The organism is Pseudomonas sp. R84 (assembly GCF_009834515.1).
Lineage (GTDB): Bacteria > Pseudomonadota > Gammaproteobacteria > Pseudomonadales > Pseudomonadaceae > Aquipseudomonas.
Genome location: NZ_CP019426.1, coordinates 2,861,913 through 2,885,963 on the forward strand (window position 1 = coordinate 2,861,913; position 24,051 = coordinate 2,885,963).

A 24,051-nucleotide genomic window follows, 5' to 3' on the forward strand; every position below is an offset into this window, starting at 1 on the left:
CGCTGTGCGGTAAGCTCGACGGCCGATTTGATTGAAAGAGCGAGGCAGTCTTGTCCAATATCCGCGAAGTGGCACGGCTGGCGGGTGTCTCGGTGGCAACGGTGTCGAGAACATTGAAGTCCCCCGAGCGGGTGCTGCCCGATACCCGCGATCGGGTCATGGCCGCCGTCCAGCAAACCGGCTATCGACCGAATTTGATGGCGGTGCAGTTTCGCTCGCGTAGAACGGGAAACCTGGTGATTCTGGTCCCGACCATTGCCAACACCTTTTTCGCCAGAGTGATCAGCGGCGCACAAAAAGCCGCGCAGGCCGCCGGTTACCGGTTGCTGTTGTGCGACACCCAGGGCCAGGCATCACTTGAGCGCCAGTTCGCTGATCTGGTGCACGCCCATCAAGCCGATGGCGTCATACAGTTGCGCGCCTATGATCCCTTCGAAGAATCTGCCGCCGAGCCAGCACTGACCCCGATCGTCAATGCCTGCGAAGTCATCCGGCACGGACGGCATCCAACGATCAGTCTGGATAACGTTGCGGCGGCCAAAGCCATGACCGAGCACCTGATCGCGATGGGGCATCAGCGCATCGGACTGATCAAAGGACCCAAAGGCAGCCCGCTCACGCGTGATCGTCTGGCGGGTTATGAGGCGGCCCTGCGCGATGCCGGTCTCGCGCTGGATCACACGCTTATCTGTCACGGCGATTTCACGCTCGACGCGGGCTATTCGGGTGCCGGCAAACTACTCGCGCTCGACAGCCGACCGAGCGCGCTGTTTTGTGAAAATGACGAAATGGCCATCGGCGCGCTCAAGCGGATCAAAGAGCAGGGGCTGCGTGTGCCGGAGGATATTTCTCTCGCCGGATTCGACGATATTCCAATGGCCGCGTACTCCGATCCACCGCTGACGACCATTTCCCAACCCGCCGAAATGTTCGGCGAGAAAGCCGTGGAAATGCTGATCGCGCTGATCGAGAAACAGCCGTTGCCGCAACGGCATGTGGTATTGCCGTTCGCATTGACCAAGCGCGACAGCACGGCGCGGGTTGATCAAGCGGGCAGGTGAAACTCTGAATTCCAAGCCGACGCAACCAAGCGATAGCACGAGAGAAAAAAACCTGTGGCGAGTGCGCTTGCTCCCTCGCCACAGTCATGGTGGATCCTCAGAGCTCTGAAAAAACAGGCGACTATCGAACCGCGTAAACCTTGCGCACATAGCGCGTGCTCTTCCACGCGCAGGACGCGCCGCGCGGTACGAACACGCTGTCGCCGGTATCGACTGTAACGCTCGATCCGTCCGCTGCGAGTAATGCGGCGCTGCCTTCGATCAGGTGCATCAACTCATTGAGTGTGTGTGCTCGGCCGTGGCGTTCGTAGGGCGTCGAATCCCACACACCGACACGCAGATCGGTTACCGGATCTTCGAAGGCATTGCGGGAACGGCATTGTGGTGTCGCGCCAATCAGAATCTGTTCTTGCGGTGCCGCCGACGGCGATAGCATCGCCAACGGATCGAGGCCGGTGAGGCCGGGTGTCGGGGTGTCAGTGGTCATTGCACAGAAAGCCCATTGCGTTCCGACCTGAGCCTCTATTCGCAGCGAGGTGCCACGGCCGATCACTGCGCTGCCGCCGACAGCCAATGCCAATGTCTGTTCGCCGGCTTTCAGCCGCACGTGCCCGGCGTGCACGACAATGGTTTCGGTGTGCGGACAATCCTCGATTTCCATCGAATCGCCAACCTCAACGATGCCTGCACTGATGCTGTCATCACCGTGCCAAGCAACGCGTCGGCCAGCGGCAAAAGGATCTCTGGCGCTCAGCGCCATCTGTTCGAAAGACGTAGCGATGCGGCCACCGTCGGCGCGAGCCAACAGCAGAACAGTAGGTTGCGACATACGAAGAACACTCCATTAGAAAACGTTGAGGCACTGCAACAGCGCAATCAACCGATGGCTTGGGTAACCAGAGCAAACTGGCGCATGCCATTGGCGGCCGCAGGAGGCGTGCCTCGGGCCATTTGCGCGACGGTGTCGATCTGCTTGAGTCCGGCTGTTTCCAGCCATTCGGCGAGGCCACAATCGGCCGGAATGTCGATGCGCACAAAGGCGTCCGGTACTTGGTTCAACAATGTGCCGATCAAGTACTTTGCTTGTTCGAGGTTTTCAGCAACCACCGGGCCTATGCAGCGGCCGCGTCCGAACGGGCGCATCAGCGCGAAGGCGCGCAACTGGCCGTCGCGTTGAATGCCGACGGACTGCTCCACCACCGGCGCCAGGTCGTCCAGCACAGCGCGCCGATCCAGGCCGCTGGCCGCGTTCGCCAGCGTCAACCGTTGTTGCTGATCCGCAGCCGTCAGGGCACGACATGCTTCGCCCTCGGCCAGCGCACTCAGCGCCGGTGCGTGCGCCTGGCCCTGATGTTGCTGGATCCTGCCAAACTCGACAAAACCCTGACTGGCATACAGCGGCGCACCGGCGAGGGTCGCATTCAACATGGGCGTTCGCGCCTGGCAGGCATCGAGGGCTTGCTCCATCAACTGGCGCCCGATGCCTTTGCCTTGGTAGTCGTCGCTGACGATGACCAGCCCGATGGTGGCGAAATCACCTTGCGGGCAGGCGAATGCCGTACCGATCAACCGTTCGCCATCAAGCACGACGAAACCGGCACTGACCCGTTGCAGCATCGCCCAGTCGTCCAGTCGATGCGGCCATTTCAGCTGCACGGACAAGGCATGGGCGGCGGGGAGATCGGCGGCGGTCATCGGGCGATAAACATAAGCGGACGGGTGTGAGGCGGACATGGCGAGTCTCCGTTGAACAATGTGCGCGAGCGCCCGGTTTTGCGGCGCGATGGTGCCTGTATCCCATCTGGGTGAAGCGCTGACAAGGGGCGATCGCGCATTCGGCAGATTCGGCGAGACGATGCCCGCAAGACCACACTTACTACTTATTTGCACGGCAAGGTCGGCAGCAAATGCTTGGGCTTTTTTTCTACGATGGAGGCCTGAGTAATGACTCGCCGGCCCCTCTTCTGGAGTGCTCCATGAATAGCTTCGATCCCCGCCTTATCGCTGTTCGCAGCGCCCACTTCATTGACGGTCAATACCGCGATGCGCATTCAGGGCTGGAAGTGGTTCGCCCCTCCGACGGCCAGGTCTATGCCGAACTGCCGGTGGCGGATGCCGACCTGGTGGACGAAGCCGTCAATAATGCCTGGCAGGCCTTCAATCGCAGTGACTGGGCCAGCCGTCCACCGCGCGAGCGAGCGCGGGTGATGCGGCGCTGGGCCGATCTGATTGAGGCGGACGCGGAGATTCTTGCGCCTCTGGAAGCTGTCGGCTCAACCCGCCCGCACAAAGATGTGATTGCCTGGGATATTCCCTATGTGGCCGAAGGCATTCGTTTTTTTGCCGAGCTGGCGGACAAGCATGGCGGTCAGGTCGCCGCCACCCAGACTGATCGCCTGGGCATGCAGATTGCAGAACCCTATGGGGTGATCGCCGCCATCGCACCATGGAATTTTCCGCTGAGCATGGCGTCCTGGAAGGTCGCGCCAGCCTTGGCTGCGGGCAATGCCGTGGTGCTCAAACCTTCAGAGCTGACGCCGTTCTCCAGTCTGCGCTTTGCTGAACTGGCGTTGCTCGCCGGGCTGCCGGCCGGCATCTTCAACGTCGTGCAGGGGGATGGCCGTGTGACGGGCGACGCACTGTGTCGGCATCCGCGTGTGGGTAAAGTGACGTTCACCGGCTCCACGGCAACCGGTTCGAGCATCATGTCGACGTGCGCGCTGGTCGGGCCCAAACCGGTCACACTGGAACTCGGTGGCAAAAGTCCACAATTGGTCTTCGCCGATATCCCCGACATTGCCAAAACCGCGCGCACCGTGGCCTTGGCAATTACCGGTAACGCTGGCCAGGTGTGCGTCTCCGGCTCACGGCTGTTGATTGAACGCTCGATCATGGAACCCTTCCTGGCGCACTTGCAGACTTACTTCGAGACGCTGCGTCCCGGCCCTACGTGGTCGTCGCAAAGCACGCTGTCGCCGATCATTTCGCGTCTGCAGGCCAGTCGCATCGATGGCATCGTTCAGCGTTCGCGCCAGGCCGGGGCCGAGGTGTTGACCGGCGGCGGACTGTTTGAAGAAATGGGCGGTGCTTACTATCAACCGACGTTGCTGACCGGCGTCGACAATCAGAATCCGGCGGTCTGCGAAGAGATCTTCGGGCCAGTGCTGACGGTGCAGGCGTTCGATGACGAGGAGCAGGCACTCAGTCTGGCTGCGCACGCCACTTACGGTCTGGCCGCGGGCGTACACACCGCTGATATCAATCGCGCCTTGCGCCTGGTGCGCAAACTGGAGGCGGGGACGGTGTGGGTCAACCGTTACGGGCGCAGTAACGATTACATCCTGCCCACCGGTGGCTATAAACGCTCCGGTATCGGCAAGGACCTGGGGCGCGAGGCGTTCGAGGCCAATCTGCGCTTCAAGAGTGTGCTGATCGATATTGTTCAGTAATGCCGATCAAGCCGTGGGAGCGAGTTTGCTCGCGAAGAGGGCGCCTGAGGCGACATTGATGTTGCCTGACACAGCGCTTTGCGAGCAGGTTCGCGCTCGCAGAGATCGGGTCATCCAGTGGCATCAGTAACGCTTGCATCAGCCGCCAAACGGGCGCGTCCTTAGGGACGCGCCCGTTTTCGTTTTGCTCGGCGCAGTTTCTGCGGTGAATGCAGGAAAACCTGCGCGCAAACAGCCAAAAGAGGTCCATAAGGGCGCACAAATACAGGGTTTGCCCAAGGCTGGAGCGAGCCGCAAAGTCTGCTGAGGCAGGTGGCCAAAACGGTGGTTTGTATCGAGCAGAGGTCGCTTTTAACGCCATCTGCTGAATTCACAGTGTTGTAATGACGGTGTGCTGCAGCGTTGCATCACCGCTTGCCAATCAAGCGAATGCTGGCCGCGCCATGACCTCAACGAACTTCAGGATCGCACCCAATGAGCTTTCTTCGTCCCAAATTCATTACGTTCGACTGCTACGGTACGCTGACCAATTTCCACATGGGCACCATGACGCGCGAACTCTTCGCCGATCGCGTGCCAGCGGAGCAGATGGACCAGTTCGTCAAGGATTTCTCGGCTTATCGCCTGGATCAGGTCATGGGCGACTGGATGCCTTACGACGAGATTCTCAAGACAGCACTGGCGCGTACCTGCAAGCGTTGGGGCGTCGAGTACCGCGACGAAGGTCAGCTGTACTACGACGCCGTGCCAACCTGGGGCCCACACGCGGATGTGCCGGCCGGTCTGTCGAAAATTGCCGACAAGATCCCGCTGGTGATTTTTTCCAACGCCAGCGACAGTCAGATCATGTCCAACGTCGACAAACTCGGCGCGCCGTTTCACAAGGTCTTCACCGCTGAACAGGCACAAGCCTACAAGCCACGCCTGGCGGCGTTCGAGTTCATGCTCGACAACCTCAACTGCGGCCCGGAAGACATCTTGCATGTGTCCTCCAGCTTCCGTTACGACTTGATGCCGGCACACGACATGAAGATCAAGAACAAGGCCTTCGTCGCCCGTGGTCACGAAGTTCCGGGCAATGCGTTTTACGGCTATCAGCAGATCACTGACATCGGCGGACTGCCGGCGCTGGTCGGTCTCTGAGTTGCATCGGCATCGGCTTTTTTTCTGGCATAGGCGAATCAGACATGGGCAGTGAATCCTACTGGCTCGACACCGCGCCGGCTTTCACCGGTGGGCAACTCGGCGCATTGCCCGCGCAGGTCGATGTGGCCGTCGTGGGGGGTGGTTTCACCGGGTTGGCGGCGGCCCGCGCCTTGGCGCTCAAGGGTGCCAGTGTGGTCGTGCTCGAAGCCGGGCGAGTGATCGGCGAAGCCTCGGGGCGTAACGGTGGGCAATGCAACACCGGAGTGGCCCAGGATTACGCCGGCCTCAGTGCCAGCCTCGGTGCGGACAAGGCGCGCGCCTATTACCAGGCGTATGAGCGAGCAGTGCAAAGTGTTGTTTCGCTGGTGGAACAGGAGCAGATCGCCTGCGACCTGATCCGCAACGGCAAGCTGAAACTGGCCGCCAAACCCATGCACTACGAAGGCCTGGCGCGCACTTGTGAGCTGATTCGTCGTGAGGTCGATGCCGATGTCGAGTTGTTGTCCGCTGAGCAGACCCGCGCTGAAGTGAATTCGGCACAGTTTCACGGCGCTCTGCTGCAACGCAACGGCGTGCAAATGCACGTCGGCCGCTTCGGCGTCGGCTTGGCCGAAGCGGCGGCGCGGCACGGTGCTCTGATCCATCAAGGCACTTCGGTACTGGACTGGAAGGCCAGGGCCGGCGGCTATCAGGTCAATACCAGCAAGGGTTCGCTGCACGCCGGGCAGGTGCTGCTCGCCACTGGCGCTTGTCAACACGGCGGCTTGAGCTGGTATCGGCGGCGCATCGTTCCGGTCGGCAGTTTCGTCATCGCTACCGAGGTATTGCCAGACGCGTTGATCGACCAATTGCTGCCGTGTCGTCGTGCCTATGTCACCAGCCGCATGATCGGTAACTACTTTCGCCTGACCCCGGACAACCGTTTGCTGTTTGGCGGCCGCGCGCGGTTCGCCATGTCCGACAGCGTCAACGACGCCAAGAGCGGCAAGGTCCTGCAAGCCGCCATGGTGCAGATGTTCCCGCAATTGGCCGAGGTGGAAATCGACTACTGCTGGGGCGGGCTGGTCGACATGACCTCCGATCGGCTACCTCGGGCCGGTCAGCATGGCGGGGTTTTTCACTCCATGGGTTACAGCGGCCACGGTGTACAGATGTCGGTACACATGGGCCAGGTCATGGCCGAGGTGATGGCGGGTAACGTTGAGGCCAATCCATGGCGCGAACTTGAATGGCCAGCCATCCCCGGGCATTTCGGCAAGCCGTGGTTTTTGCCGTTCGTGGGCGCGTATTACCGCTTTCAGGATTATCTGCATTGAGTTGCTGTTGTGGCGTCACCGTCGTTTGCGTTTCAGGACGTTCCGGTCAACCGGAACACTCGAGCCTTCTCATCTTCGACAGGTAGCACTGATATGACTGACAACAAGAACGACTCACCCCTGATCTCCGGCGAAGAAAGCCTGCGGGTTTTCGAGGGCCTCAATCGTGGCATGTCACGCCGTCATGCCCTGCAAATGCTCGGTGTCGCGGGGGTTGCCGCGGCGGGCGCCAGCAGCCTGTTTGGCGCCGCGGGCAAGCTGTTCGCCGATGAAACGGCAACACCGGGCAAAGGCAAACCGGGCGGGCGCATTCGTGTCGCCGGGATGTCCAGTTCCACGGCGGACACCCTCGACCCGGCCAAAGGCGCGTTGTCCACCGACTATGTGCGCCACTACATGTTCTACAACGGCCTGACCCGATTCGACTCGCATCTGGTGCCGCAACTGGAACTGGCCGAGCGCATCGACAACACCGACGCCACCGTGTGGACCATCACCCTGCGCAAAGACGTGACCTTCCACAACGGCAAGACCCTGAGCGCCGCCGACGTGGTGTTTTCGTTGTCGCGGCACAAGGACCCGCTCACCGGTTCGAAAGTCATGCCGCTGATGGAGCAGTTCGTCGAGATCAAGGCTACCGGCACCAACGAAGTACAGATCCGCCTGAGCGCCCCCAACGCAGAGCTGCCGTCGATTCTCGCTGTGTCGCACCTGCTGATCGTTCCCGAAGGCACCACCGACTTCAATCAGGGCATCGGCACCGGGCCGTTCAAGGTCAAGGAATTCAAACCGGGCGTGCGTTCGGTGGCTGCGCGCAACACCGGTTACTGGAAACCAGGCCTGCCGTACCTCGACGAAATCGAGTTCATCGCCATTGGTGACGAACCGTCGCGGGTCAACGCGCTGCTTTCCGGCGACGTACACATGATCAACGAGGTCAATCCGCGTTCTACCACCCGGATCAAAGCCAGTGCCAAGCATCGGGTCGTTGATGCGCCTTCGGGCAACTACACTGATTTGATCATTCGTCAGGATCAGATGCCCGGCAAAAGCGCCGAATTCACCCAGGCGATGAAGTATCTGCTCGACCGCGAGCAGGTCAAATCGGCGGTGTTCCGTGGCTTTGCCGTGGTCGGCAACGACCATCCGATTGCGCCGGGTTCGCGCTATTACAACGCCGACCTGCCACAAACCGTCTATGACCCGGAAAAAGCGCGGTTCCTGCTGAAGAAAGCCGGGATGGAAAACATCAGCATGCCGCTGGTCGCATCGCCGGCCGCCACCGGTTCAGTGGATATCGCGGTGCTGTTGCAGCAATCGGCGAAACAGGCCGGGCTGAAACTCGACGTCAACCGTCTGCCGAGCGACGGCTATTGGTCCAACCACTGGATGAAGCACCCGCTGAGCTTCGGCAACATCAACCCGCGGCCGAACGCCGACGTGATGTTCTCGCAGTTCTTCCAGTCGAAAGCGCCGTGGAACGAGTCCGGTTGGCAGAACGATCAGTTCGACCAATTGCTGATGCTCGCCCGCGCCGAAACCGACGACGCCAAGCGCAGCAAGATGTACGCCGATATGCAAACGCTGGTGCACGACCACAGCGGCATCGGCGTGCCGGTATTCATCAGCAACATCGATGGCGTTGACCAACGCATCAAAGGCTACAGCAGCAATCCGCTGGGCGGCTTCATGGGTTACATGTTCGCCGAGCAGGTCTGGCTGGACGCTTGATAAGCCGTCGGTTTGAGCGGCAGTAACAGTGCAGGAGGACAGGCGATGAACAGCAACACCTTGTGGTTGATCGGTAGGCGCATGGGCGCCGCGATCGTGACGTTGTTGATTGTGTCCATGGTCGTGTTCGCGATCACGGCGGTATTGCCGGGCGACGCCGCGCAACAATCGCTGGGGCAGTTCGCCACGCCGGAGCAGGTCGCGGCGTTGCGCCTGAAACTGGGACTCGATCAGCCCGGCGTGTTGCGCTATTTGCACTGGCTAATGAACTTGCTCAGTGGCGACATGGGCCTGTCGGTTTCCAACGCCATGCCGGTGGGTGAGCTGATGGCCGGGCGCGTCCCCAACACCTTGATGCTGGCCGGCGCAACCGCACTGGTTTCGGTACCGGTGGCGCTGATTCTGGGCATCGGTTCGGCGATGGGTAGGGGCGGGCGACTCGACAGCCTGTTGAGCTTTTTTACCCTGGCCATGGTCGCGGTTCCGGAGTTTCTGGTGGCGACCCTGGCGGTGCTGATCTTCGCGGTAAACCTGGGTTGGTTATCGGCGCTGTCCTATGCCAGCGACATCACTTCACCGTGGCAATTCATGCGCACTTACGCGTTGCCGGTGATGACCCTGTGTTGCGTGATCGTCGCGCAAATGGCCCGCATGACCCGCGCAGCGGTGATCGATCAACTCGACAGTCCTTACGTGGAAATGGCCCGGCTCAAAGGGGTCAGCCCGATTCGTATCGTACTGCGGCACGCCTTGCCCAACGCGATCGGGCCGATTGCCAACGCCATCGCCCTGAGCCTTTCCTACCTGCTGGGCGGGGTGGTCATCGTCGAGACCATCTTCAACTATCCCGGTATCGCCAGCCTGATGGTCGATGCCGTGACCAACCGTGACATGGCACTGGTTCAGGCCTGCACCATGTTGTTCTGTACAGCGTACCTGGGGCTGGTGCTGCTCGCCGACCTGTGCGCCATTCTGTCCAACCCGAGGCTGCGAAACCAATGAACAATCTCATTGTGAAATCGACGCCTTCAGCGCCCGACCTGTCGGTGGGCAAGGTGTCCCATGGCCCGGCCTGGCTGGGTCTGATCGGTGCTGCAATGTGCCTTCTGTGGTTGCTGGTGGCAATGTTCGGCCCGTGGCTGGCACCCCATCCGGTGGGCGAAGTGGTGTCGGACAATGTCTTTGACAGCATCAGTGCCCTGTACCCGTTCGGCACGGATTATCTGGGCCGTGACATGCTCAGCCGCGTGCTCGTCGGCGCCCGCTTCACGGTGGGCCTGGCGTTGATTGCGGCGATATTGGCCAGTGGCCTGGGCACCAGTTGCGCGCTGCTGGCGGTGGTGTCGCCAAAATGGCTGGACGAAGTGATCAGTCGCCTGATGGACGCGTTCATCTCGATCCCGAGCAAGATGCTCGCGCTGATCATGGTCTCGGCGTTTGGTTCGTCGGTGATGTTGCTGGTATGCACCGCCGTGCTGAGCTTCGCTCCCGGGGCCTTTCGCATTGCCCGCAGCATGGCAGTGAACATCGAGGCTCTGGAGTACGTACAAGTGGCGCGTACCCGTGGCGAACGGCGCCTGTACATTGCCTGTGTGGAAATCCTGCCGAACATGCTCAACCCGGTGCTGACCGATCTGGGCCTGCGCTTCGGCTTTATTGTGTTGCTGCTCAGTGGCATGAGCTTCCTGGGCCTGGGCGTGCAACCACCCGACGCCGACCTTGGCTCGCTGGTGCGCGAAAATATCGGTGGACTCAATCAGGGCGCGCCGGCCATCGTCATTCCGGCACTGGCAATCGGCACCCTGACCATTGGCGTGAATCTGTTTATCGACAGGCTGTCGTCTCGCCGCAGTCGCCGTTCGGGAGGTCATTGAAATGAGCCAATTGATTCGAGTCGAAGACTTGCGGGTGGTCGCGTGTGGCGAGCGCGGTGAAAGCGAAATCGTCAAAGGCGTGAGTTTCGCTCTGGAAAAAGGCGAAGTATTGGCGCTGATCGGTGAGTCCGGGTCGGGCAAAACCACCATCGCCCTGGCCTTGCTCGGGTACGCCCGGCGTGGCTGCCGGTTGTCCGGCGGAGTGGTGCAGGTCGGTGAGCACGACATGCTGGCCCTCAGCGAAAAAGAACTGCAAAAACTGCGCGGCAACCGTGTGTCGTACATCGCGCAAAGCGCGGCGGCCGCGTTCAATCCGGCAAAAAGACTGCTCGATCAAGTGGTGGAGGGCGCATTGATTCACGGTTTGGGCACCCGTGCGGTGCTCGAAGCCAAAGCCATCGCGTTGTTTCGCGACCTCGCATTACCGAACCCTGAGCGCATCGGCCAACGTTATCCGCATCAGGTGTCGGGCGGGCAATTGCAGCGGGTGATGGCGGCGATGGCGCTGATCAGCGATCCGTTGCTGGTGGTCCTCGATGAACCGACCACCGCCCTCGATGTGACCACCCAGATCGACGTGTTGCGTGCCTTCAAACGGGTGGTTCGCGAACGAGGTGCGACCGCTGTCTACGTGTCCCACGATCTGGCGGTGGTGGCGCAAATGGCTGACCAGATTGTGGTGCTCAATGGCGGCCAGATATTCGAACAGAGCGCTACCGCGCCGTTGTTGAAGGGGCCGTCCCATGAATACACCCGCAGCCTGTTGGCCGCCGCGCGCCCGGACACCTCGATCCGGCCACCCTGCGGCATTGCTGAAGAGCAACCGCTGCTGACCATCAAAGGCCTGACCGCAGGCTACGGCAACAAGAACACGCACGGCATGCCGGCGATCCGCGTATTGGAAGACATTGATCTGACCGTGCGTCGCGGGCAGGCCATCGGCGTGATCGGTGAGTCCGGTTCCGGCAAGTCGACGCTGGCGCGGGTGGTGGCGGGGTTGCTGTGTCCGGCGCTGGGCGGGTTGACCTTCGATGGTCAGCCACTCGGCGGCTGCCTGTCCGAGCGCACCGATGAACAGTTCCGACGGATACAGATGGTCTTTCAAAACGCCGATACCGCGCTTAACCCTATGCACAGTGTCAGCACCATCCTCGGTCGGCCGCTGAAAATGTATTTCGGCCTCAAGGGCGCGGCGTTGCACGAACGAATCGGCGAACTGCTCGATCTGGTGCGTTTGCCCCGAACCCTGGCCGAACGTCGCCCGAATGAACTGTCCGGCGGGCAAAAACAACGGGTCAACCTGGCGCGTGCGCTGGCGGCAAAACCGGACTTGATCCTGTGCGATGAAGTGACCTCGGCACTGGACACGGTGGTGGGTGCGGCGATTCTCGAACTGTTGCGCGATCTGCGTCAGGAGCTGGGTGTTTCGTACCTGTTTATCAGTCACGACATCTCCACCGTGCGCGCGCTGTGCGATGACATTGTGGTGATGTACAGCGGCCACAAAGTTCAGGCCGGGACGCGTCAGGCATTTGCCCAGCCGCCGTTTCACCCCTACACCGACTTGCTGATTCATTCTGTCCCGGAACTGCGCCAGGGCTGGCTGGAGAATTGCGGCACGACGTGTGGGGAACTGCCGCCGGTGGGGGCCAGATCCGACGAACCAGAACTGTGTACGTTCCTCGACCGCTGTCCGGTGCGGGTCGATGGCCTGTGCAATCGCAGCGCGCCTGCGCGTCGCAACATTGACGGCGGCAGTGAAATTCTCTGTCACCACGACAGCATCGAACTGCTGAAAACCCAGCGCGATGTCATCAATCTGAGTCAGGGAGCCTATGCATGAGCGGGCGTTTTGTAAGGCTGGCCGAACAGGGGCGACCTAGCGTCAACCTGACGGTGGATGGTGCGCAGGTGCAAGCGTTGCAGGGTGACACGTTGATGGTTGCCTTACTGACTCACGGCAATGCCTTGCGTCAATCGGAGTTTGATTCAGGTCGACGCGCCGGGTTTTGCCTGATGGGCGCCTGCCAGGATTGCTGGGTCTGGACGCGCAGCGGCGAGCGTTTGCGCGCCTGTTCCAATGAAGTGCGTGAAGGCCTGGACATTGTCACCACGCAACCGGAGGCAAAATGGCCATTGCACGCATAGTCATTGTCGGCGCCGGGCCTGCGGGCATTCGTTGTGCCGAAACGCTGGTGGCGGCCGGTTTCAAACCGACGCTGATCGATGAAAATCGCCGCGACGGCGGACAAATCTATCGTCGCCAGCCCGAGGGTTTCACTCGCAATTACGCCACGCTGTACGGCAGCGAAGCGCATAAGGCGCAAGACCTGCATGAGAGCTTTGATCGCCTGCGCGAGCGGATCGACTATCGTCCGGACACCCTGGTGTGGAACCTCACGCCGGGACAATTGTGCTGCGTCAGTCAGGGCCGGCACTCGACGCTGGATTACGACGCGTTGCTGCTCTGCACGGGCGCCACTGACCGGCTGATGCCGATTGAAGGCTGGCAACTGGCGGGCACTTACAGCCTTGGCGGGGCGCAGATTGCGCTCAAGTCGCAGGCGGTGTCGATTGGTCGCAGCGTTGTGTTCATGGGCAGCGGGCCGTTGCTGTATCTGGTGGCCAGTCAGTATGTGAAAGCCGGGGCGACGGTGGCCGCGGTGCTGGACACCTCGCCGCTGCACAAGCGCATCGGCGCACTGCCGAAATTGCTCGCGCGCCCCGGCGTGCTGTTGACCGGGATGAAATTGTTGGCGCAGTTGTATCGGGCAAAGATACCGGTGCACCTCGGCGTCGAGCCGTTGCAGGTCCTGGGTGATGCAGCCAGCGGTGTCAGCGGCGTGCGGATACGCACCGGTAAAGGTGAAACGCTGAGTCTGGATTGCGACGCCGTGGCGTTGGGTTATCACTTGCGTCCGGAAACTCAGCTGGCGGATCTGGCGGGATGCCGGATGGCGTTTGACCAGGCGTCCGGCCAGTGGTGGCTGGCGGTCGACGAAGCAGGGCGCACGTCGGTCAGCGGTGTCTACGCTGCCGGCGACGGCGCGAAAATTCGCGGTGCCGATGCGGCTGAGCACGCCGGGCGACTGGTGGCCATGGCCTTGCTGGAAGATTTGAACCAACCGGTAAACGCCGGTCTGCGTGAGCAACAACGGCAGGCGCTGGTGGTGATGGATCAGTTTCGTCTTGGCCTGGCGCAAGCCTTTCCCTGGCCTGCGCAGCAAGCCTCGGCGTTGCCGGACGCTGCCATTGTCTGTCGGTGCGAAATGATCAGCGCCGGTGAGCTGCGCCGCACTGTCAGCGAGAAGGGCGCCTGTGAGGTCAACCGTGCCAAAGCGTTCAGCCGGGTCGGCATGGGCCGCTGTCAGGGCCGTTATTGTTCCCAGGCCGGGGCCGAGGTGATCGCGGCAGCGGCGGGTGTCAGCGTGCAGCAGGTCGGTCGACAACGCGGCCAGGCGCCGGTCAAACCGCTTTCGATGTTAACCGAGGAGGTGTCGCCATGACTGTTGAAAAAGCTGATGTGGTGATTGTCGGCGGTGGCTTGATGGGCTCGGCGGCAGCGTTTTTCCTGCGTCGTCGCGGGCACTCGGTGATCCTGCTTGAGCGTGACCAGATCGGCCAGTACGCCAGCGGTGTCAACTTCGGCAACGTCCGTCGTCAGGGCCGCTATCTGGGGCAACTGGAACTGGCCAACCGTTCATGGGCATTGTGGAAGCGCTTGCCGGAACTGATCGATGACGACCTGGAGTTCATCGCCAGCGGGCACATGCGCGTGTGTTATCGCGACGACGAAATTGCCGAACTGGAGGCGTATGCCAACGCGCCGGAAGCAGCGCAGCTGGATCTGCAAATCTACCGTGGCCAAGCGTTGCATGAGCGCTTTCCCTTCCTCGGCCCGGACGTCAAGGGCGGCTCTTACGCCCCGCACGATGGCCACGCCAATCCACGCCTGGCGGCACCGGCATTTGCCCGGGCAGCACGGCGTCTGGGGGCGCGGATCGAAGAACAGACTGAAGTGGCCGAAGTGCAAAAGGTTGCTGGTGATTTTCGCGTCAGCACCACCGATGGCCGCCAGTTCAGCGCGGCGCAGTTGTTGATTACTGCCGGTGCGTGGGGGCAGAAGCTGTCGCAACAGTTCGGCGAACCGGTGCCGTTGGACACCCACGGCCCGCAAATGGCGGTGACCGAGCCGGTGCCGTACGCGTTGCCGACGGTGATTGGCGTTTACACCAAGATCGCCGAGGAAGTGATCTATTTTCGGCAGATTCCGCGCGGCAACATCGTCATCGGTGGCGGCTACCGCAGCAAGCCGGACATGCTCAATCGCCGCGCCTATTTCGAGCCGCGCAGTCTGCTCAATCAGATGGAACAGATGCGGCGCCTGCTGCCAGGTGTCGGCAATCTGAACATCATCCGCGTCTGGAGTGGCATTGAAGGTTATCTGCCGGACTCCTTGCCGATCATGGGACCGAGCGGCACGGTTGACGGTTTGTTCTATGCCTTCGGGTTCTGCGGCCACGGCTTCCAGCTCGGCCCTGGCGTGGGTGACGTCATGGCCGAACTGATCAGCACCGGCAGCACCAGCACTTCGATTGAACCGTTCTCCATCCGCCGGTTCGCCACCCTGACCGAGCAACGGAGCAAAGCCTCATGAAGCCGCGCGTACTGGAGATTCTCAAACGTTTGTTGGCGTTCGACACAGTCTCTTCGGAGTCGAACATGGCCCTGATTGACTACGTCCGCGAATTGCTGCTGAGCAAGGGCATCGATTCGCTGGTCGTCAAAGACCAAACCGGCAGGAAAGCCAACCTGTTCGCCAGCACCGGCCCGCAAACCTTGCCGGGTATCCTGCTGTCCGGGCACACCGACGTCGTGCCGGCGGCAGGGCAGGCGTGGACGGTTGAGCCGTTTCAGGCGACGCTGCAGGACGGGCGAATTTACGGGCGCGGCAGTTGCGACATGAAAGGGTTCATTGCCTTGGCCATCGACGCGATGCTCGACGCTGCCGACCATTCGCTGAACCGGCCTTTGCAACTGGCATTGTCCCACGACGAAGAAACCGGCTGCGTCGGTGTGCGGCGCTTGCTCGACGTTTTGCATCTGGCCCCGGTGCGCCCGTTTCTGTGCCTGATTGGCGAGCCGACCAACATGCAGTTCGTACTCGGGCACAAGGGCAAGGGCTCCTATCGCACCTACTGTCGTGGCCTGGAAGCGCATTCCTCACTGGCGCCTCGCTCGGTCAATGCGATTCACGTGGCTTGCGACTTTATCGCCGCACTGCGCGACAGTCAGCGCCAATTGCAGGAGCAGGGCGCCCAGGATACGGATTACGACGTGCCTTACACCACGGTGCATGTTGGTCAGATTGGTGGCGGGCGCGCCCTGAACATCGTGCCCAATCTGTGCACTCTGGACTTCGAGGTGCGCAACTTGCCGGCCGATGATCTGGACCAGTTTCTCGCGCAGATGCAGGAGCGCGCCGAGCTGATCGTGCGCGAGGCGCGTTTACTGTCGAGCGTCGCCGCCATCGAGATCGAAACGCTGAACGTCTATCCCGGGCTCGACACGCATCCGAGCGTCGAAGCCGTGCGCTTTCTGAAAAACTTCGCCGCGCCGGATACCGGTGTGTCCAAGGTCTCTTTCGGCACGGAAGGCGGTTTGTTCAAGCAGCGTCTGGATGTGCCGGTGGTGGTGTGCGGGCCGGGTTCGATCGAGCAGGCGCACAAGCCGGATGAGTTTATCGAGGTCAGTCAGATGGAGGCCGGGGAGCGGTTTCTTCAGGGTTTGCTGGGGTCGCTGAAACAATGACGGTGCCTGTAGGTGCGAGCCGGCTCGCGCCTACAGGATTTTGTGTTGATCTGCTGTTGCGGCGAAAATTTCAGCATCCGACGCCGTCCTCAAAGCGCTTTCAGCATCCTCCCCCGTAGTACCTCCCTAGACTGGAGCATGTCTCGAATCAGGACTCGACCATGCTCAAGAATCGTTTGAAAGACTCCAGCCTTTTGGCAGAACTCGCTTATATAAACGGGCAGTGGATCGGCGCCGATGACGCCGCGACCCTCGACGTTATTGATCCGGCCAGCGGTCAGTTGCTTGCCCGGGTGCCGGCCATGCGAGGCGCGGAGACCCGCCGCGCCATCGAGGCCGCCGACAAGGCCTGGCCCGCCTGGCGTGCGCGCCCGGCCGCCGAACGCGCCACTTTGCTTGAGCGTTGGTATCAGGCCATGGTCGACAACCTCGATGATCTGGCACTGATCATGACCTGCGAACAGGGCAAGCCGCTGAACGAGGCCAAAGGCGAAATCCGCTACGGTGCCGGGTTCGTCAAGTGGTTCGCTGAAGAGGCCCGCCGTGTCTACGGCGAAACCATGCCGGCACCTGGCGGCGACCGTCGGCTGCTGACCTTGAAACAACCGGTCGGCGTCTGCGCGGCGATCACGCCGTGGAACTTCCCCAATGCGATGATCACCCGAAAATGCGCGCCGGCGCTGGCGGCGGGTTGCCCGATCATTGTCAAACCGTCGGATCTCACACCGTTGTCGGCGCTGGCGCTGGCGGTATTGGCAGAGCGTGTCGGTATTCCGGCCGGTGTGTTCAATGTGGTGACCGGAATGCCCGCCGGCATTGGCGAAGAGCTGACCGGCAACCCGACAGTTCGCAAGATTTCCTTTACCGGCTCGACCTCTGTAGGCCGTTTGCTGATGCGCCAGAGCGCCGAGCACATCAAGCGCTTGAGTCTGGAGTTGGGCGGTAACGCGCCCTTCATTGTCTTCGATGACGCCGATCTGGAGCAGGCCGTGGCCGGGGTCATGCTCAGCAAATTTCGCAATGCCGGCCAGACTTGCGTCTGTGCCAACCGCATCCTTGTGCAAAACGGCATCTATGAACGCTTCGCTCAGCGACTGGTGGAAGAGGTCGGCAAGCTCAAGGTCGGTAATGGCCTGGAGGCTGATGTCACGATTGGCCCGCTGATCAACCCGGCCGCAGTAAGCAAAGTCGCGCGGCACATTGACGATGCGCTGACCCAGGGCGCGCGTTTGCTCTGTGGCGGCATGCCTGATGCCAGCAGCCAGTTCGTGCAACCCACCGTTCTGGGCGATGCCCATGCCGGCATGCTGCTGGCCAACGAAGAAACCTTCGGCCCGGTGGCGCCGTTGATGCGGTTTGACAATGAGGCACAAGCCCTCGCTCTGGCCAATGCCACGCCGTATGGCTTGGGTGCCTACTATTTCACCCAGGATCTGCGCCGCTCCTGGCGGTTCGGCGAAGCGCTGGAGTTCGGCATGGTCGGCCTTAATACCGGAATCATCTCCATGGATGTCGCGCCGTTCGGCGGTATCAAGCAATCGGGGCTGGGCCGCGAGGGCAGCAAGTACGGCCTGGATGAATACCTTGAAGTCAAAGCCTTCCACATCGGCGGGCTGTAATTCACGTGCATGGGGAGGCAGGTTCAATGAGCAAGGCATTCAAGATCGCCGCGATTGCCGGCGACGGCATTGGCAAGGAAGTGTTGCCCGAAGGTTTGCGTGTGCTGGAGAAGGCTGCGAGCAAATGGCAGTTGGACTTGAACATTGAAGTTCTTGAATGGGCCAACTGCGATTATTACCTGGAGCATGGGCAAATGATGCCCGATGACTGGTTTGAGCAGCTCAAGGGCTTCGACGCGATTTATTTCGGCGCGGTCGGCTGGCCGGACAAGGTGCCCGATCACATTTCGTTGTGGGGATCACTGCTGAAGTTTCGCCGCGATTTCGACCAGTACGTGAATATCCGTCCGGTGCGTCTGTTTCCCGGTGTCCCGTGCCCGCTGGCCGGGCGCGAACCGGGCGACATCGACTTCGTGGTGATCCGCGAGAACACGGAGGGCGAGTATTCCTCGGTCGGCGGAAAAATGTTCGAAGGCACCGAGCATGAGTTCGTGCTGCAAGAGTCAGTGTTCACCCGTCGCGGTGTCGACCGAATTCTGAAATTTGCCTTCGATCTGGCCCAGACCCGTCCGCGCCAGCGTCTGACGGCGGCGACCAAGTCCAACGGCATTTCCATCAGCATGCCCTACTGGGACGAGCGCACCGCGTTGATGGCGGCTAACTACCCGCAAGTTACCTGGGACAAGCAACACATCGATATCCTCTGCGCACGGTTCGTCTTGCAACCGGATCGATTTGATGTGGTCGTGGCCTCGAATCTGTTTGGCGACATCCTGTCCGACCTGGGGCCGGCGTGTGCCGGAACCATCGGCATTGCGCCTTCGGCCAACCTCGATCCTGAGCGGCGTTTTCCCTCGTTGTTCGAACCGGTGCATGGTTCGGCGCCGGATATCTACGGGCAGAACATTGCCAATCCGATTGCGATGATCTGGTCCGGTGCGTTGATGCTCGATTTTCTCGGCAACGGTGATGAGCGTTATCGGGCCGCGCATGACGGGATATTGCGGGCAATCGAGCAGGTGATTGCCGACGGCCCGATTACCCCGGATCTCGGCGGAAAAGGCGCGACGCAAGACGTCGGTAAAGCCATCGCCGACATCCTTTAAGCCCACGTCAATCAGCCTGGGGAAGCGAGCCTGCTCGCGAAAGCGGTGTCAGCCCGGAGACGATCAACTGACGATGCGCATTCGTGAGCAGGCTCGCACACTTGGGTTATTGATGTTTTCAGTAACCCTGCTGGCGGTCGATCTGGCCCGCCATTGGCTCCCCGCGCTGAAACCGGCGAATGTTTTCCAGCAACACCGCAAATGCGCTTTGCGGTTGCGTCATCGCCGCAATGTGCGGCGTCAGCAGAATCTTTGGATGCGCCCAGAACGGATGATCCGCCAGTGCTGGTTCTTCTTGTAATACATCAAGCACCGCGCCACTGAGCTGTCCGCTGTCCAGTGCTTGCAACAAATCGCTTTCCACCAGATGCCCACCACGGCCCATATTGATCAGCGCCGCACCGTGCGGCAGTTGCCGGAACACGTCACGATCAAGAATCCCTTGGGTCTGTTCGGTCAGCGGCAACACGCACAGGAGAATGTCGCACTGGCTGAGAAACGCCGACAGTTGCGCGTCACCCGCGAAGCAATCCACGCCGGCAATTTGATGGCGGCTGCGCGCCCAGCCTTTCAACGCGAACCCCAGCGGCTGCAACGTCGCCAGAATCTGTTGCGCCTGCGCACCGAGCCCCATTACCCCGACCCGCCGCGTGTGCGCCGGTTGCAGCATATGCGCTTGCCAGCAACGCGCGATTTGTTGCTGACGGTAACGCAGCATGTCGCGGTGCAGGCTGAGCACGGCGAAACTGGCGTATTCGCACATGCCACGGGTGATGCCGGGATCAAGCAGGCGCACCACCGGCAGGCTGGGTGGAATGCGGCTCAGATCGAGTTGATCGACACCGGCCGACAGCGCGAACAACACTTTCAGGTTTGGCAACACCGCAGCCAGATCGTCCGGCGCTTGCCACGCAGCCAGGTAATCAATATCGGCCGCATCGCCGATATTTGGCCAGGCGCGCCATTCGATGTCCGGGGCGTGTTCGGCGAACAACGCTTGCCACTGTTCGCCGCGTACAGGGTCAGCTTTATAAAGCAGGGCCATGAGCAATTCCTGAAAGGGGTAGGTGCTTTCATGATCGCGCAATGCCGGCGCAGGATCTGTCGAAAGCGTCAGTGCAAACGGTCTGCGTCACGCTCGATGAACGCGACGGCGGCAGATTCGGCGGGCTGAAGGAATCTGCCGTTTGGCAGGGTCAAAACAGTCGATCCGAATTTCTCAGGGGGGAAGTTCGGCGTAGTTCGTTTCGCGCAAGCCTTAATCTGAACACCATCGCAACCACCTCCAGGTTGCCGGACTCACGATGGGAAATGCCATGAATAGCAAAGTCGACGACACCCCTCATTTGCTCCGTCAGCGCGATCAATTCGTGCCGCGAGGCCTGGTTACCGCTCACCCATTGGTGATTGATCGCGCCCAGGGCGCCGAGTTGTGGGACGTGGACGGCAAGCGCTACCTGGATTTTGTCGGCGGCATCGGCGTGTTGAACATCGGTCACAACCATCCCAAAGTGGTGGCGGCGGTGCAGCAGCAATTGCACAAGATTTCGCACGCCTGCTTCCAGGTGGTCGCCTATCAACCTTATCTGGATCTGGCCCAGCGCCTGTGTGAAATGATCGGCGGCCAGCAAGCCTATAAGGCCGCGTTCTTCACCTCCGGCGCCGAAGCGGTCGAGAACGCAGTGAAAATCGCCAGGGCTCACACCGGCCGTTCGGCGGTGATTGCCTTTCGTGGCGGCTTCCATGGCCGTACCTTGCTGGGCACCACGCTGACCGGCATGAGCCAGCCTTACAAACAGAACTTCGGCCCGTTTGCACCGGAGGTCTTTCACACGCCTTACCCGAATGCCTATCGCGGCCTGACCAGTGACATGGCGCTCAAGGCCCTCGAGGAACTGTTCGCAACGCAAGTGGCGCCTGAGCGGGTGGCTGCCATCATCATCGAACCCGTGCAGGGCGACGGCGGCTTTCTCGCGGCACCGGCCGAGTTCCTTCAGGCCCTGCGCGCGCTGACCGAAAAGCACGGCATCGTGCTGATTCTCGATGAAATCCAGACGGGGTTCGGCCGCACGGGCAAATGGTTCGGTTTCCAGCACGCGGGCATCCAGCCTGATCTGGTAACCGTGGCGAAAAGTCTGGCCGGTGGTTTGCCGCTGTCGGGGGTGGTCGGTAAAGCGGCCATCATGGACGCGCCGTTGCCCGGAGGTCTGGGCGGCACTTACGGCGGCAACGCGTTGTCATGCGCAGCGGCGCTGGCGGTGATCGAGGCCTTTGAGGCGGAGCAGTTGCTGGCACGCGGCGAGGCGCTGGGCGAACACTTGCGTCAGGGTTTGTTGAAGTTGCAGAGCCGTTACGCGCAAATCGGCGACGTGCGCGGTACCGGTTTCATGCTGGCGATCGAGTTGATCAAGCCTGACGACGCGCGTACACCCGATGCGGATCTGAATCAACGCTTGATCGATGAGGCGCGCAAGGGCGGCTTGCTGGTGATCAAGTGCGGTGTGCACCGCAATGTTCTGCGTTTTCTCGCGCCACTGGTGGCCACGCCGACGCAGATCGACGAAGCCTTGCAGATTCTCGAAAGCGCCTTGGCACGCGTCTTGAACTGAGTGCCTGTGCGCTCGCGGCGGTGCGTCAGCGCATCGCTTGTGAGCATTTGTGGAGCATGGACGGATGGAATGCATCATTGGAGGCTTCGCACGCCATGGGACTGATTGATTATCGAGCGTTGCTCATTGATTGCGATGAAGCGCTGGTCGACCGCGACTCGGGAGTCTGGACGGCATTGCTACCGCTGCTGGTCAGTCGGGGTGGTCATCCGGACAAGGATCAGGTGCTGGCTGAATACCGTGAAGTGCTGCATGCGCTGTATCCGCGTTTCGCTGAGCTAGGCTTCAGTGGCATGTTGTGTTTCGCCCATCGTCAACTCGCCGAACGCTGGGGCTTGAATGCCAGTTGGGAGGAGGGCATGAGCTTTGCCCGGTCGGTGGCGGCATGGTCATTGTTCGAAGACGCGCCAGGTGCGATGTTGTACCTGCGCAAGTTCTACCGCCTGCTGGTCCAGGGTGACCGCGATGCCGAAGATCGTGGCCCGCTGTGCGAGCGTTTGGGGATCAATGCCGACGACTTCATTTCATTGGCTGACGCACCGTTGCAGGACGCCAATTGGCTGAGCGCCAACGCACTGGTACCGGGCGACATTCTCCATATCACGCGCGCAGGTGCGCGCCGAGGGTCGGAGAATGACGTGTGCCTGATCAGTCGTGATCGGGGCAGGCAACCCACGCCCTGCTCGGCGCAATACTGCATCAACAGCATGGCGGACCTGGTGACTCAGCATCAGCTGTCATTACGGCGCTGATTTTGCTAGAAGATTGTCCTACAAATGGCAGTCAGAGGTATGCAATGGAAGGGATAGTAAAACTGGACCGGATCGACATCAGCATTCTGGTCGAGTTGCAGAAGGATGGCCGCATGACCAACGTCAGCCTGGCCGATGCCGTCGGGCTGTCGGCCAGTCCGTGTCTGCAACGGGTCAAGCGACTGGAATCAGCGGGTTATATTTCCAGCTACAAAGCGCACCTGAATCTGGCGAAGATCACCGACTCGGTCACGGTGTTTACCGAAATCACCTTGAGCGATCACAAACGCGAGGATTTCGCCAAATTCGAATCGAATATTCGTTTGGTCGACGAAGTGCTTGAGTGTCATCTGATCAGCGGCGGCTACGATTATCTGGTGCGCTTCATGACCCGCAGCATCCAGCATTATCAGGAAGTGATCGAAAGCTTGCTGGACAAAAATATCGGCATTTCCAAGTACTTCAGTTACATCGTCATCAAGTCGCCCGTACTCAAGGATGGCGTGCCGCTGCGCAAATTGCTGCGGCATTGAACTGCAGTGACTGCCACCGCGTGGACTTCAGCGCTAAGCCCCGGCCCACTCATCACGAAACTGCAGCAGAAAATCGACAAACGCCCTGACCCGTTGCGGCACATAGCGGCCGTGCGGGTAGAGCAAGGTGTAAGGTCGCGAGCGTCCGGCGTAAGGCTGTAGCACCTCAACGAGGCTGCCGTCGGCCAGCTCCTTTTCGACGATGAACTTGTACGTCTGGAAGACCCCCGCGCCGTGTTTGGCCAGGGTGACGCCGCCAAGCACATCGTCTGAGCAGGAGTAGCCTCCCTCGGAAATCACTTCCAGATCATCGCCGTTTTCCTGGAACAGCCAGGAGATCCGCCGTCCGCTGCTCGGCAGTTCGAACTGAATGCATTCGTGTTGCACCAGATCCTCAAGCGTCTGCGGTACGCCAGCCTTTTTCAGATAGTCGGGAGAGGCGACCACCACCAGTTTTGCATCCTCCAGCAGGCGCGCGACCATGGTCGAATCCGGTTGGGCGCGGACGCGGATTGCCAGATCGTAGCCTTCGCCGACAAAGTCGATATTGCGGTTGCCCAAGTGGATGTCGACGGTGACGTCGGGGTAGAGCGCGCGGAATTTTGGCAGCAGCGGCAGGATACGGTGATGCCCATAAGTGGTGGGCAGGCTGATGCGCAACAGCCCTGAGGGTGACGTCTGTGCGCCCATGACTTCCTGTTGCGCTTCGACCAGTTGCGTCAGCGCCTGGCTGCACTGGACGAAAAAGTTTCTGCCAGCTTCGGTCAAGCGAATGCTGCGCGTGGTTCGCGCAAACAGGCGCGATCCCAAGCGCTGTTCCAGACGCAGAATCGACCGGCTCACCGCTGCCGGCGTTACACCCGCAAGCTGGGCGGCAGCGGTGAAACTGCCGGCTTCAGCGGCGAGGCAAAAGAGTTCGATGCTGCCTAACTGCAAGTCTTCAAAGTGGCGCTTCATGGAGTAAGCCTGAGGATCAACTGACGGTTCATTCTCAGGTTTATCTCATGAAGCGGCACCGCCGGTACACACCGGCAGTGCCGTGGT

At 60.9% G+C, this 24,051-nt stretch carries 21 protein-coding genes; 17 read left to right on the top strand and 4 right to left on the bottom strand.

Features of this window, described 5'->3' with window-relative positions; all coding sequences use genetic code 11:
* Positions 1–50: 50 nt before the first annotated feature.
* Positions 51–1,061 carry a LacI family DNA-binding transcriptional regulator gene (locus PspR84_RS12675; protein ID WP_160057512.1) on the top strand — a complete coding sequence of 337 codons (1,011 nt, stop codon included), beginning with the start codon at positions 51–53 and terminating at the stop codon, positions 1,059–1,061.
* 121 nt (positions 1,062–1,182) lie between these two features.
* On the opposite strand, the gene PspR84_RS12680 is transcribed toward PspR84_RS12675, so the two are convergent.
* Positions 1,183–1,890 carry a cupin domain-containing protein gene (locus tag PspR84_RS12680; protein WP_160057513.1) on the bottom strand — a complete coding sequence of 236 codons (708 nt, stop codon included), beginning with the start codon at positions 1,888–1,890 and terminating at the stop codon, positions 1,183–1,185.
* A 47-nt stretch (positions 1,891–1,937) separates the two neighbouring features.
* Positions 1,938–2,795, bottom strand: coding sequence for a GNAT family N-acetyltransferase (locus PspR84_RS12685; protein WP_160057514.1), 858 nt, complete (start codon positions 2,793–2,795; stop codon positions 1,938–1,940).
* 242 nt (positions 2,796–3,037) lie between these two features.
* Here PspR84_RS12685 and PspR84_RS12690 point away from each other — a divergent pair, with 242 nt between their 5' ends.
* The 13 genes from PspR84_RS12690 (at position 3,038) to PspR84_RS12750 (ending at position 19,113) form a co-directional block, all read left to right on the top strand.
* Entirely contained in the window at positions 3,038–4,510 is a 1,473-nt protein-coding gene (locus tag PspR84_RS12690) for an aldehyde dehydrogenase family protein (protein ID WP_016987767.1), read from the top strand.
* 474 nt (positions 4,511–4,984) lie between these two features.
* Positions 4,985–5,653 carry a haloacid dehalogenase type II gene (locus PspR84_RS12695; protein WP_123594359.1) on the top strand — a complete coding sequence of 223 codons (669 nt, stop codon included), beginning with the start codon at positions 4,985–4,987 and terminating at the stop codon, positions 5,651–5,653.
* 44 nt (positions 5,654–5,697) lie between these two features.
* Positions 5,698–6,972, top strand: a complete 1,275-nt coding sequence (locus PspR84_RS12700) for an FAD-binding oxidoreductase (RefSeq protein ID WP_160057515.1) — start codon at positions 5,698–5,700, stop codon at positions 6,970–6,972.
* A gap of 93 nt (positions 6,973–7,065) precedes the next feature.
* Positions 7,066–8,703: an ABC transporter substrate-binding protein gene (locus PspR84_RS12705; RefSeq protein WP_160057516.1), complete on the top strand. Its 1,638-nt coding sequence runs from the start codon at positions 7,066–7,068 to the stop codon at positions 8,701–8,703.
* A 45-nt stretch (positions 8,704–8,748) separates the two neighbouring features.
* Positions 8,749–9,705 carry an ABC transporter permease gene (locus PspR84_RS12710; protein WP_077572462.1) on the top strand — a complete coding sequence of 319 codons (957 nt, stop codon included), beginning with the start codon at positions 8,749–8,751 and terminating at the stop codon, positions 9,703–9,705.
* The gene (locus PspR84_RS12715; RefSeq protein WP_160057517.1) at positions 9,702–10,577 is read left to right on the top strand and encodes an ABC transporter permease; all 876 of its coding nucleotides are present in this window, start codon (positions 9,702–9,704) and stop codon (positions 10,575–10,577) included. Before PspR84_RS12710 ends, PspR84_RS12715 begins: the two co-directional genes overlap by 4 nt.
* Position 10,578: 1 nt before the next feature.
* Complete coding sequence (locus tag PspR84_RS12720; RefSeq protein WP_160057518.1) at positions 10,579–12,420, top strand: ABC transporter ATP-binding protein; 1,842 nt, start codon at positions 10,579–10,581, stop codon at positions 12,418–12,420.
* Complete coding sequence (locus tag PspR84_RS12725; RefSeq protein ID WP_160057519.1) at positions 12,417–12,725, top strand: (2Fe-2S)-binding protein; 309 nt, start codon at positions 12,417–12,419, stop codon at positions 12,723–12,725. The genes PspR84_RS12720 and PspR84_RS12725 overlap by 4 nt, the downstream gene beginning before the upstream one ends.
* Positions 12,707–14,083: an FAD-dependent oxidoreductase gene (locus tag PspR84_RS12730; RefSeq protein WP_160057520.1), complete on the top strand. Its 1,377-nt coding sequence runs from the start codon at positions 12,707–12,709 to the stop codon at positions 14,081–14,083. The genes PspR84_RS12725 and PspR84_RS12730 overlap by 19 nt, the downstream gene beginning before the upstream one ends.
* Positions 14,080–15,234: an FAD-binding oxidoreductase gene (locus PspR84_RS12735; protein ID WP_137216565.1), complete on the top strand. Its 1,155-nt coding sequence runs from the start codon at positions 14,080–14,082 to the stop codon at positions 15,232–15,234. The genes PspR84_RS12730 and PspR84_RS12735 overlap by 4 nt, the downstream gene beginning before the upstream one ends.
* On the top strand, positions 15,231–16,388 hold the full coding sequence (argE, locus tag PspR84_RS12740) for an acetylornithine deacetylase (protein WP_160057521.1): 1,158 nt from the start codon (positions 15,231–15,233) through the stop codon (positions 16,386–16,388). The genes PspR84_RS12735 and argE overlap by 4 nt, the downstream gene beginning before the upstream one ends.
* Before the next feature lie 161 nt (positions 16,389–16,549).
* Complete coding sequence (locus PspR84_RS12745) at positions 16,550–18,007, top strand: NAD-dependent succinate-semialdehyde dehydrogenase (protein ID WP_160057522.1); 1,458 nt, start codon at positions 16,550–16,552, stop codon at positions 18,005–18,007.
* A gap of 26 nt (positions 18,008–18,033) precedes the next feature.
* On the top strand, positions 18,034–19,113 hold the full coding sequence (locus tag PspR84_RS12750) for a tartrate dehydrogenase (protein ID WP_137216568.1): 1,080 nt from the start codon (positions 18,034–18,036) through the stop codon (positions 19,111–19,113).
* 118 nt (positions 19,114–19,231) lie between these two features.
* On the opposite strand, the gene PspR84_RS12755 is transcribed toward PspR84_RS12750, so the two are convergent.
* Positions 19,232–20,158 carry a glyoxylate/hydroxypyruvate reductase A gene (locus tag PspR84_RS12755; RefSeq protein WP_160057523.1) on the bottom strand — a complete coding sequence of 309 codons (927 nt, stop codon included), beginning with the start codon at positions 20,156–20,158 and terminating at the stop codon, positions 19,232–19,234.
* Between the two features lie 271 nt (positions 20,159–20,429).
* On the opposite strand from PspR84_RS12755, the gene gabT reads away from it, so the two are divergent.
* From gabT to PspR84_RS12770, 3 genes are all read left to right on the top strand, one after another.
* A complete protein-coding gene (gene gabT, locus PspR84_RS12760) occupies positions 20,430–21,722 on the top strand; it encodes a 4-aminobutyrate--2-oxoglutarate transaminase (RefSeq protein WP_150729112.1) in 1,293 nt (430 codons plus the stop codon).
* Between the two features lie 95 nt (positions 21,723–21,817).
* Entirely contained in the window at positions 21,818–22,474 is a 657-nt protein-coding gene (locus tag PspR84_RS12765) for a 2-haloalkanoic acid dehalogenase (RefSeq protein ID WP_123594368.1), read from the top strand.
* A 44-nt stretch (positions 22,475–22,518) separates the two neighbouring features.
* A complete protein-coding gene (locus PspR84_RS12770; RefSeq protein WP_016987783.1) occupies positions 22,519–23,007 on the top strand; it encodes an Lrp/AsnC family transcriptional regulator in 489 nt (162 codons plus the stop codon).
* A 33-nt stretch (positions 23,008–23,040) separates the two neighbouring features.
* Here the strand turns inward: PspR84_RS12770 and PspR84_RS12775 are convergent, their stop codons facing one another.
* The gene (locus PspR84_RS12775) at positions 23,041–23,964 is read right to left on the bottom strand and encodes a LysR family transcriptional regulator (protein ID WP_160057524.1); all 924 of its coding nucleotides are present in this window, start codon (positions 23,962–23,964) and stop codon (positions 23,041–23,043) included.
* Positions 23,965–24,051 lie beyond the last annotated feature (87 nt).

What these genes read in the sequence shown, in the direction of transcription:
- PspR84_RS12690 (WP_016987767.1), top strand. Translation starts at nt 3,038, where the DNA reads ATGAATAGCTTCGATCCCCGCCTTATCGCTGTTCGCAGCGCCCACTTC.
- PspR84_RS12770 (WP_016987783.1), top strand. Translation starts at nt 22,519, where the DNA reads ATGGAAGGGATAGTAAAACTGGACCGGATCGACATCAGCATTCTGGTC.
- gabT (WP_150729112.1), top strand. Translation starts at nt 20,430, where the DNA reads ATGAATAGCAAAGTCGACGACACCCCTCATTTGCTCCGTCAGCGCGAT.
- PspR84_RS12755 (WP_160057523.1), bottom strand. Translation starts at nt 20,158, where the DNA reads ATGGCCCTGCTTTATAAAGCTGACCCTGTACGCGGCGAACAGTGGCAA.
- PspR84_RS12725 (WP_160057519.1), top strand. Translation starts at nt 12,417, where the DNA reads ATGAGCGGGCGTTTTGTAAGGCTGGCCGAACAGGGGCGACCTAGCGTC.
- PspR84_RS12705 (WP_160057516.1), top strand. Translation starts at nt 7,066, where the DNA reads ATGACTGACAACAAGAACGACTCACCCCTGATCTCCGGCGAAGAAAGC.
- PspR84_RS12715 (WP_160057517.1), top strand. Translation starts at nt 9,702, where the DNA reads ATGAACAATCTCATTGTGAAATCGACGCCTTCAGCGCCCGACCTGTCG.
- PspR84_RS12775 (WP_160057524.1), bottom strand. Translation starts at nt 23,964, where the DNA reads ATGAAGCGCCACTTTGAAGACTTGCAGTTAGGCAGCATCGAACTCTTT.
- PspR84_RS12750 (WP_137216568.1), top strand. Translation starts at nt 18,034, where the DNA reads ATGAGCAAGGCATTCAAGATCGCCGCGATTGCCGGCGACGGCATTGGC.
- PspR84_RS12680 (WP_160057513.1), bottom strand. Translation starts at nt 1,890, where the DNA reads ATGTCGCAACCTACTGTTCTGCTGTTGGCTCGCGCCGACGGTGGCCGC.
- PspR84_RS12685 (WP_160057514.1), bottom strand. Translation starts at nt 2,795, where the DNA reads ATGTCCGCCTCACACCCGTCCGCTTATGTTTATCGCCCGATGACCGCC.
- PspR84_RS12735 (WP_137216565.1), top strand. Translation starts at nt 14,080, where the DNA reads ATGACTGTTGAAAAAGCTGATGTGGTGATTGTCGGCGGTGGCTTGATG.
- argE (WP_160057521.1), top strand. Translation starts at nt 15,231, where the DNA reads ATGAAGCCGCGCGTACTGGAGATTCTCAAACGTTTGTTGGCGTTCGAC.
- PspR84_RS12700 (WP_160057515.1), top strand. Translation starts at nt 5,698, where the DNA reads ATGGGCAGTGAATCCTACTGGCTCGACACCGCGCCGGCTTTCACCGGT.
- PspR84_RS12710 (WP_077572462.1), top strand. Translation starts at nt 8,749, where the DNA reads ATGAACAGCAACACCTTGTGGTTGATCGGTAGGCGCATGGGCGCCGCG.
- PspR84_RS12765 (WP_123594368.1), top strand. Translation starts at nt 21,818, where the DNA reads ATGGGACTGATTGATTATCGAGCGTTGCTCATTGATTGCGATGAAGCG.
- PspR84_RS12745 (WP_160057522.1), top strand. Translation starts at nt 16,550, where the DNA reads ATGCTCAAGAATCGTTTGAAAGACTCCAGCCTTTTGGCAGAACTCGCT.
- PspR84_RS12730 (WP_160057520.1), top strand. Translation starts at nt 12,707, where the DNA reads ATGGCCATTGCACGCATAGTCATTGTCGGCGCCGGGCCTGCGGGCATT.
- PspR84_RS12695 (WP_123594359.1), top strand. Translation starts at nt 4,985, where the DNA reads ATGAGCTTTCTTCGTCCCAAATTCATTACGTTCGACTGCTACGGTACG.
- PspR84_RS12720 (WP_160057518.1), top strand. Translation starts at nt 10,579, where the DNA reads ATGAGCCAATTGATTCGAGTCGAAGACTTGCGGGTGGTCGCGTGTGGC.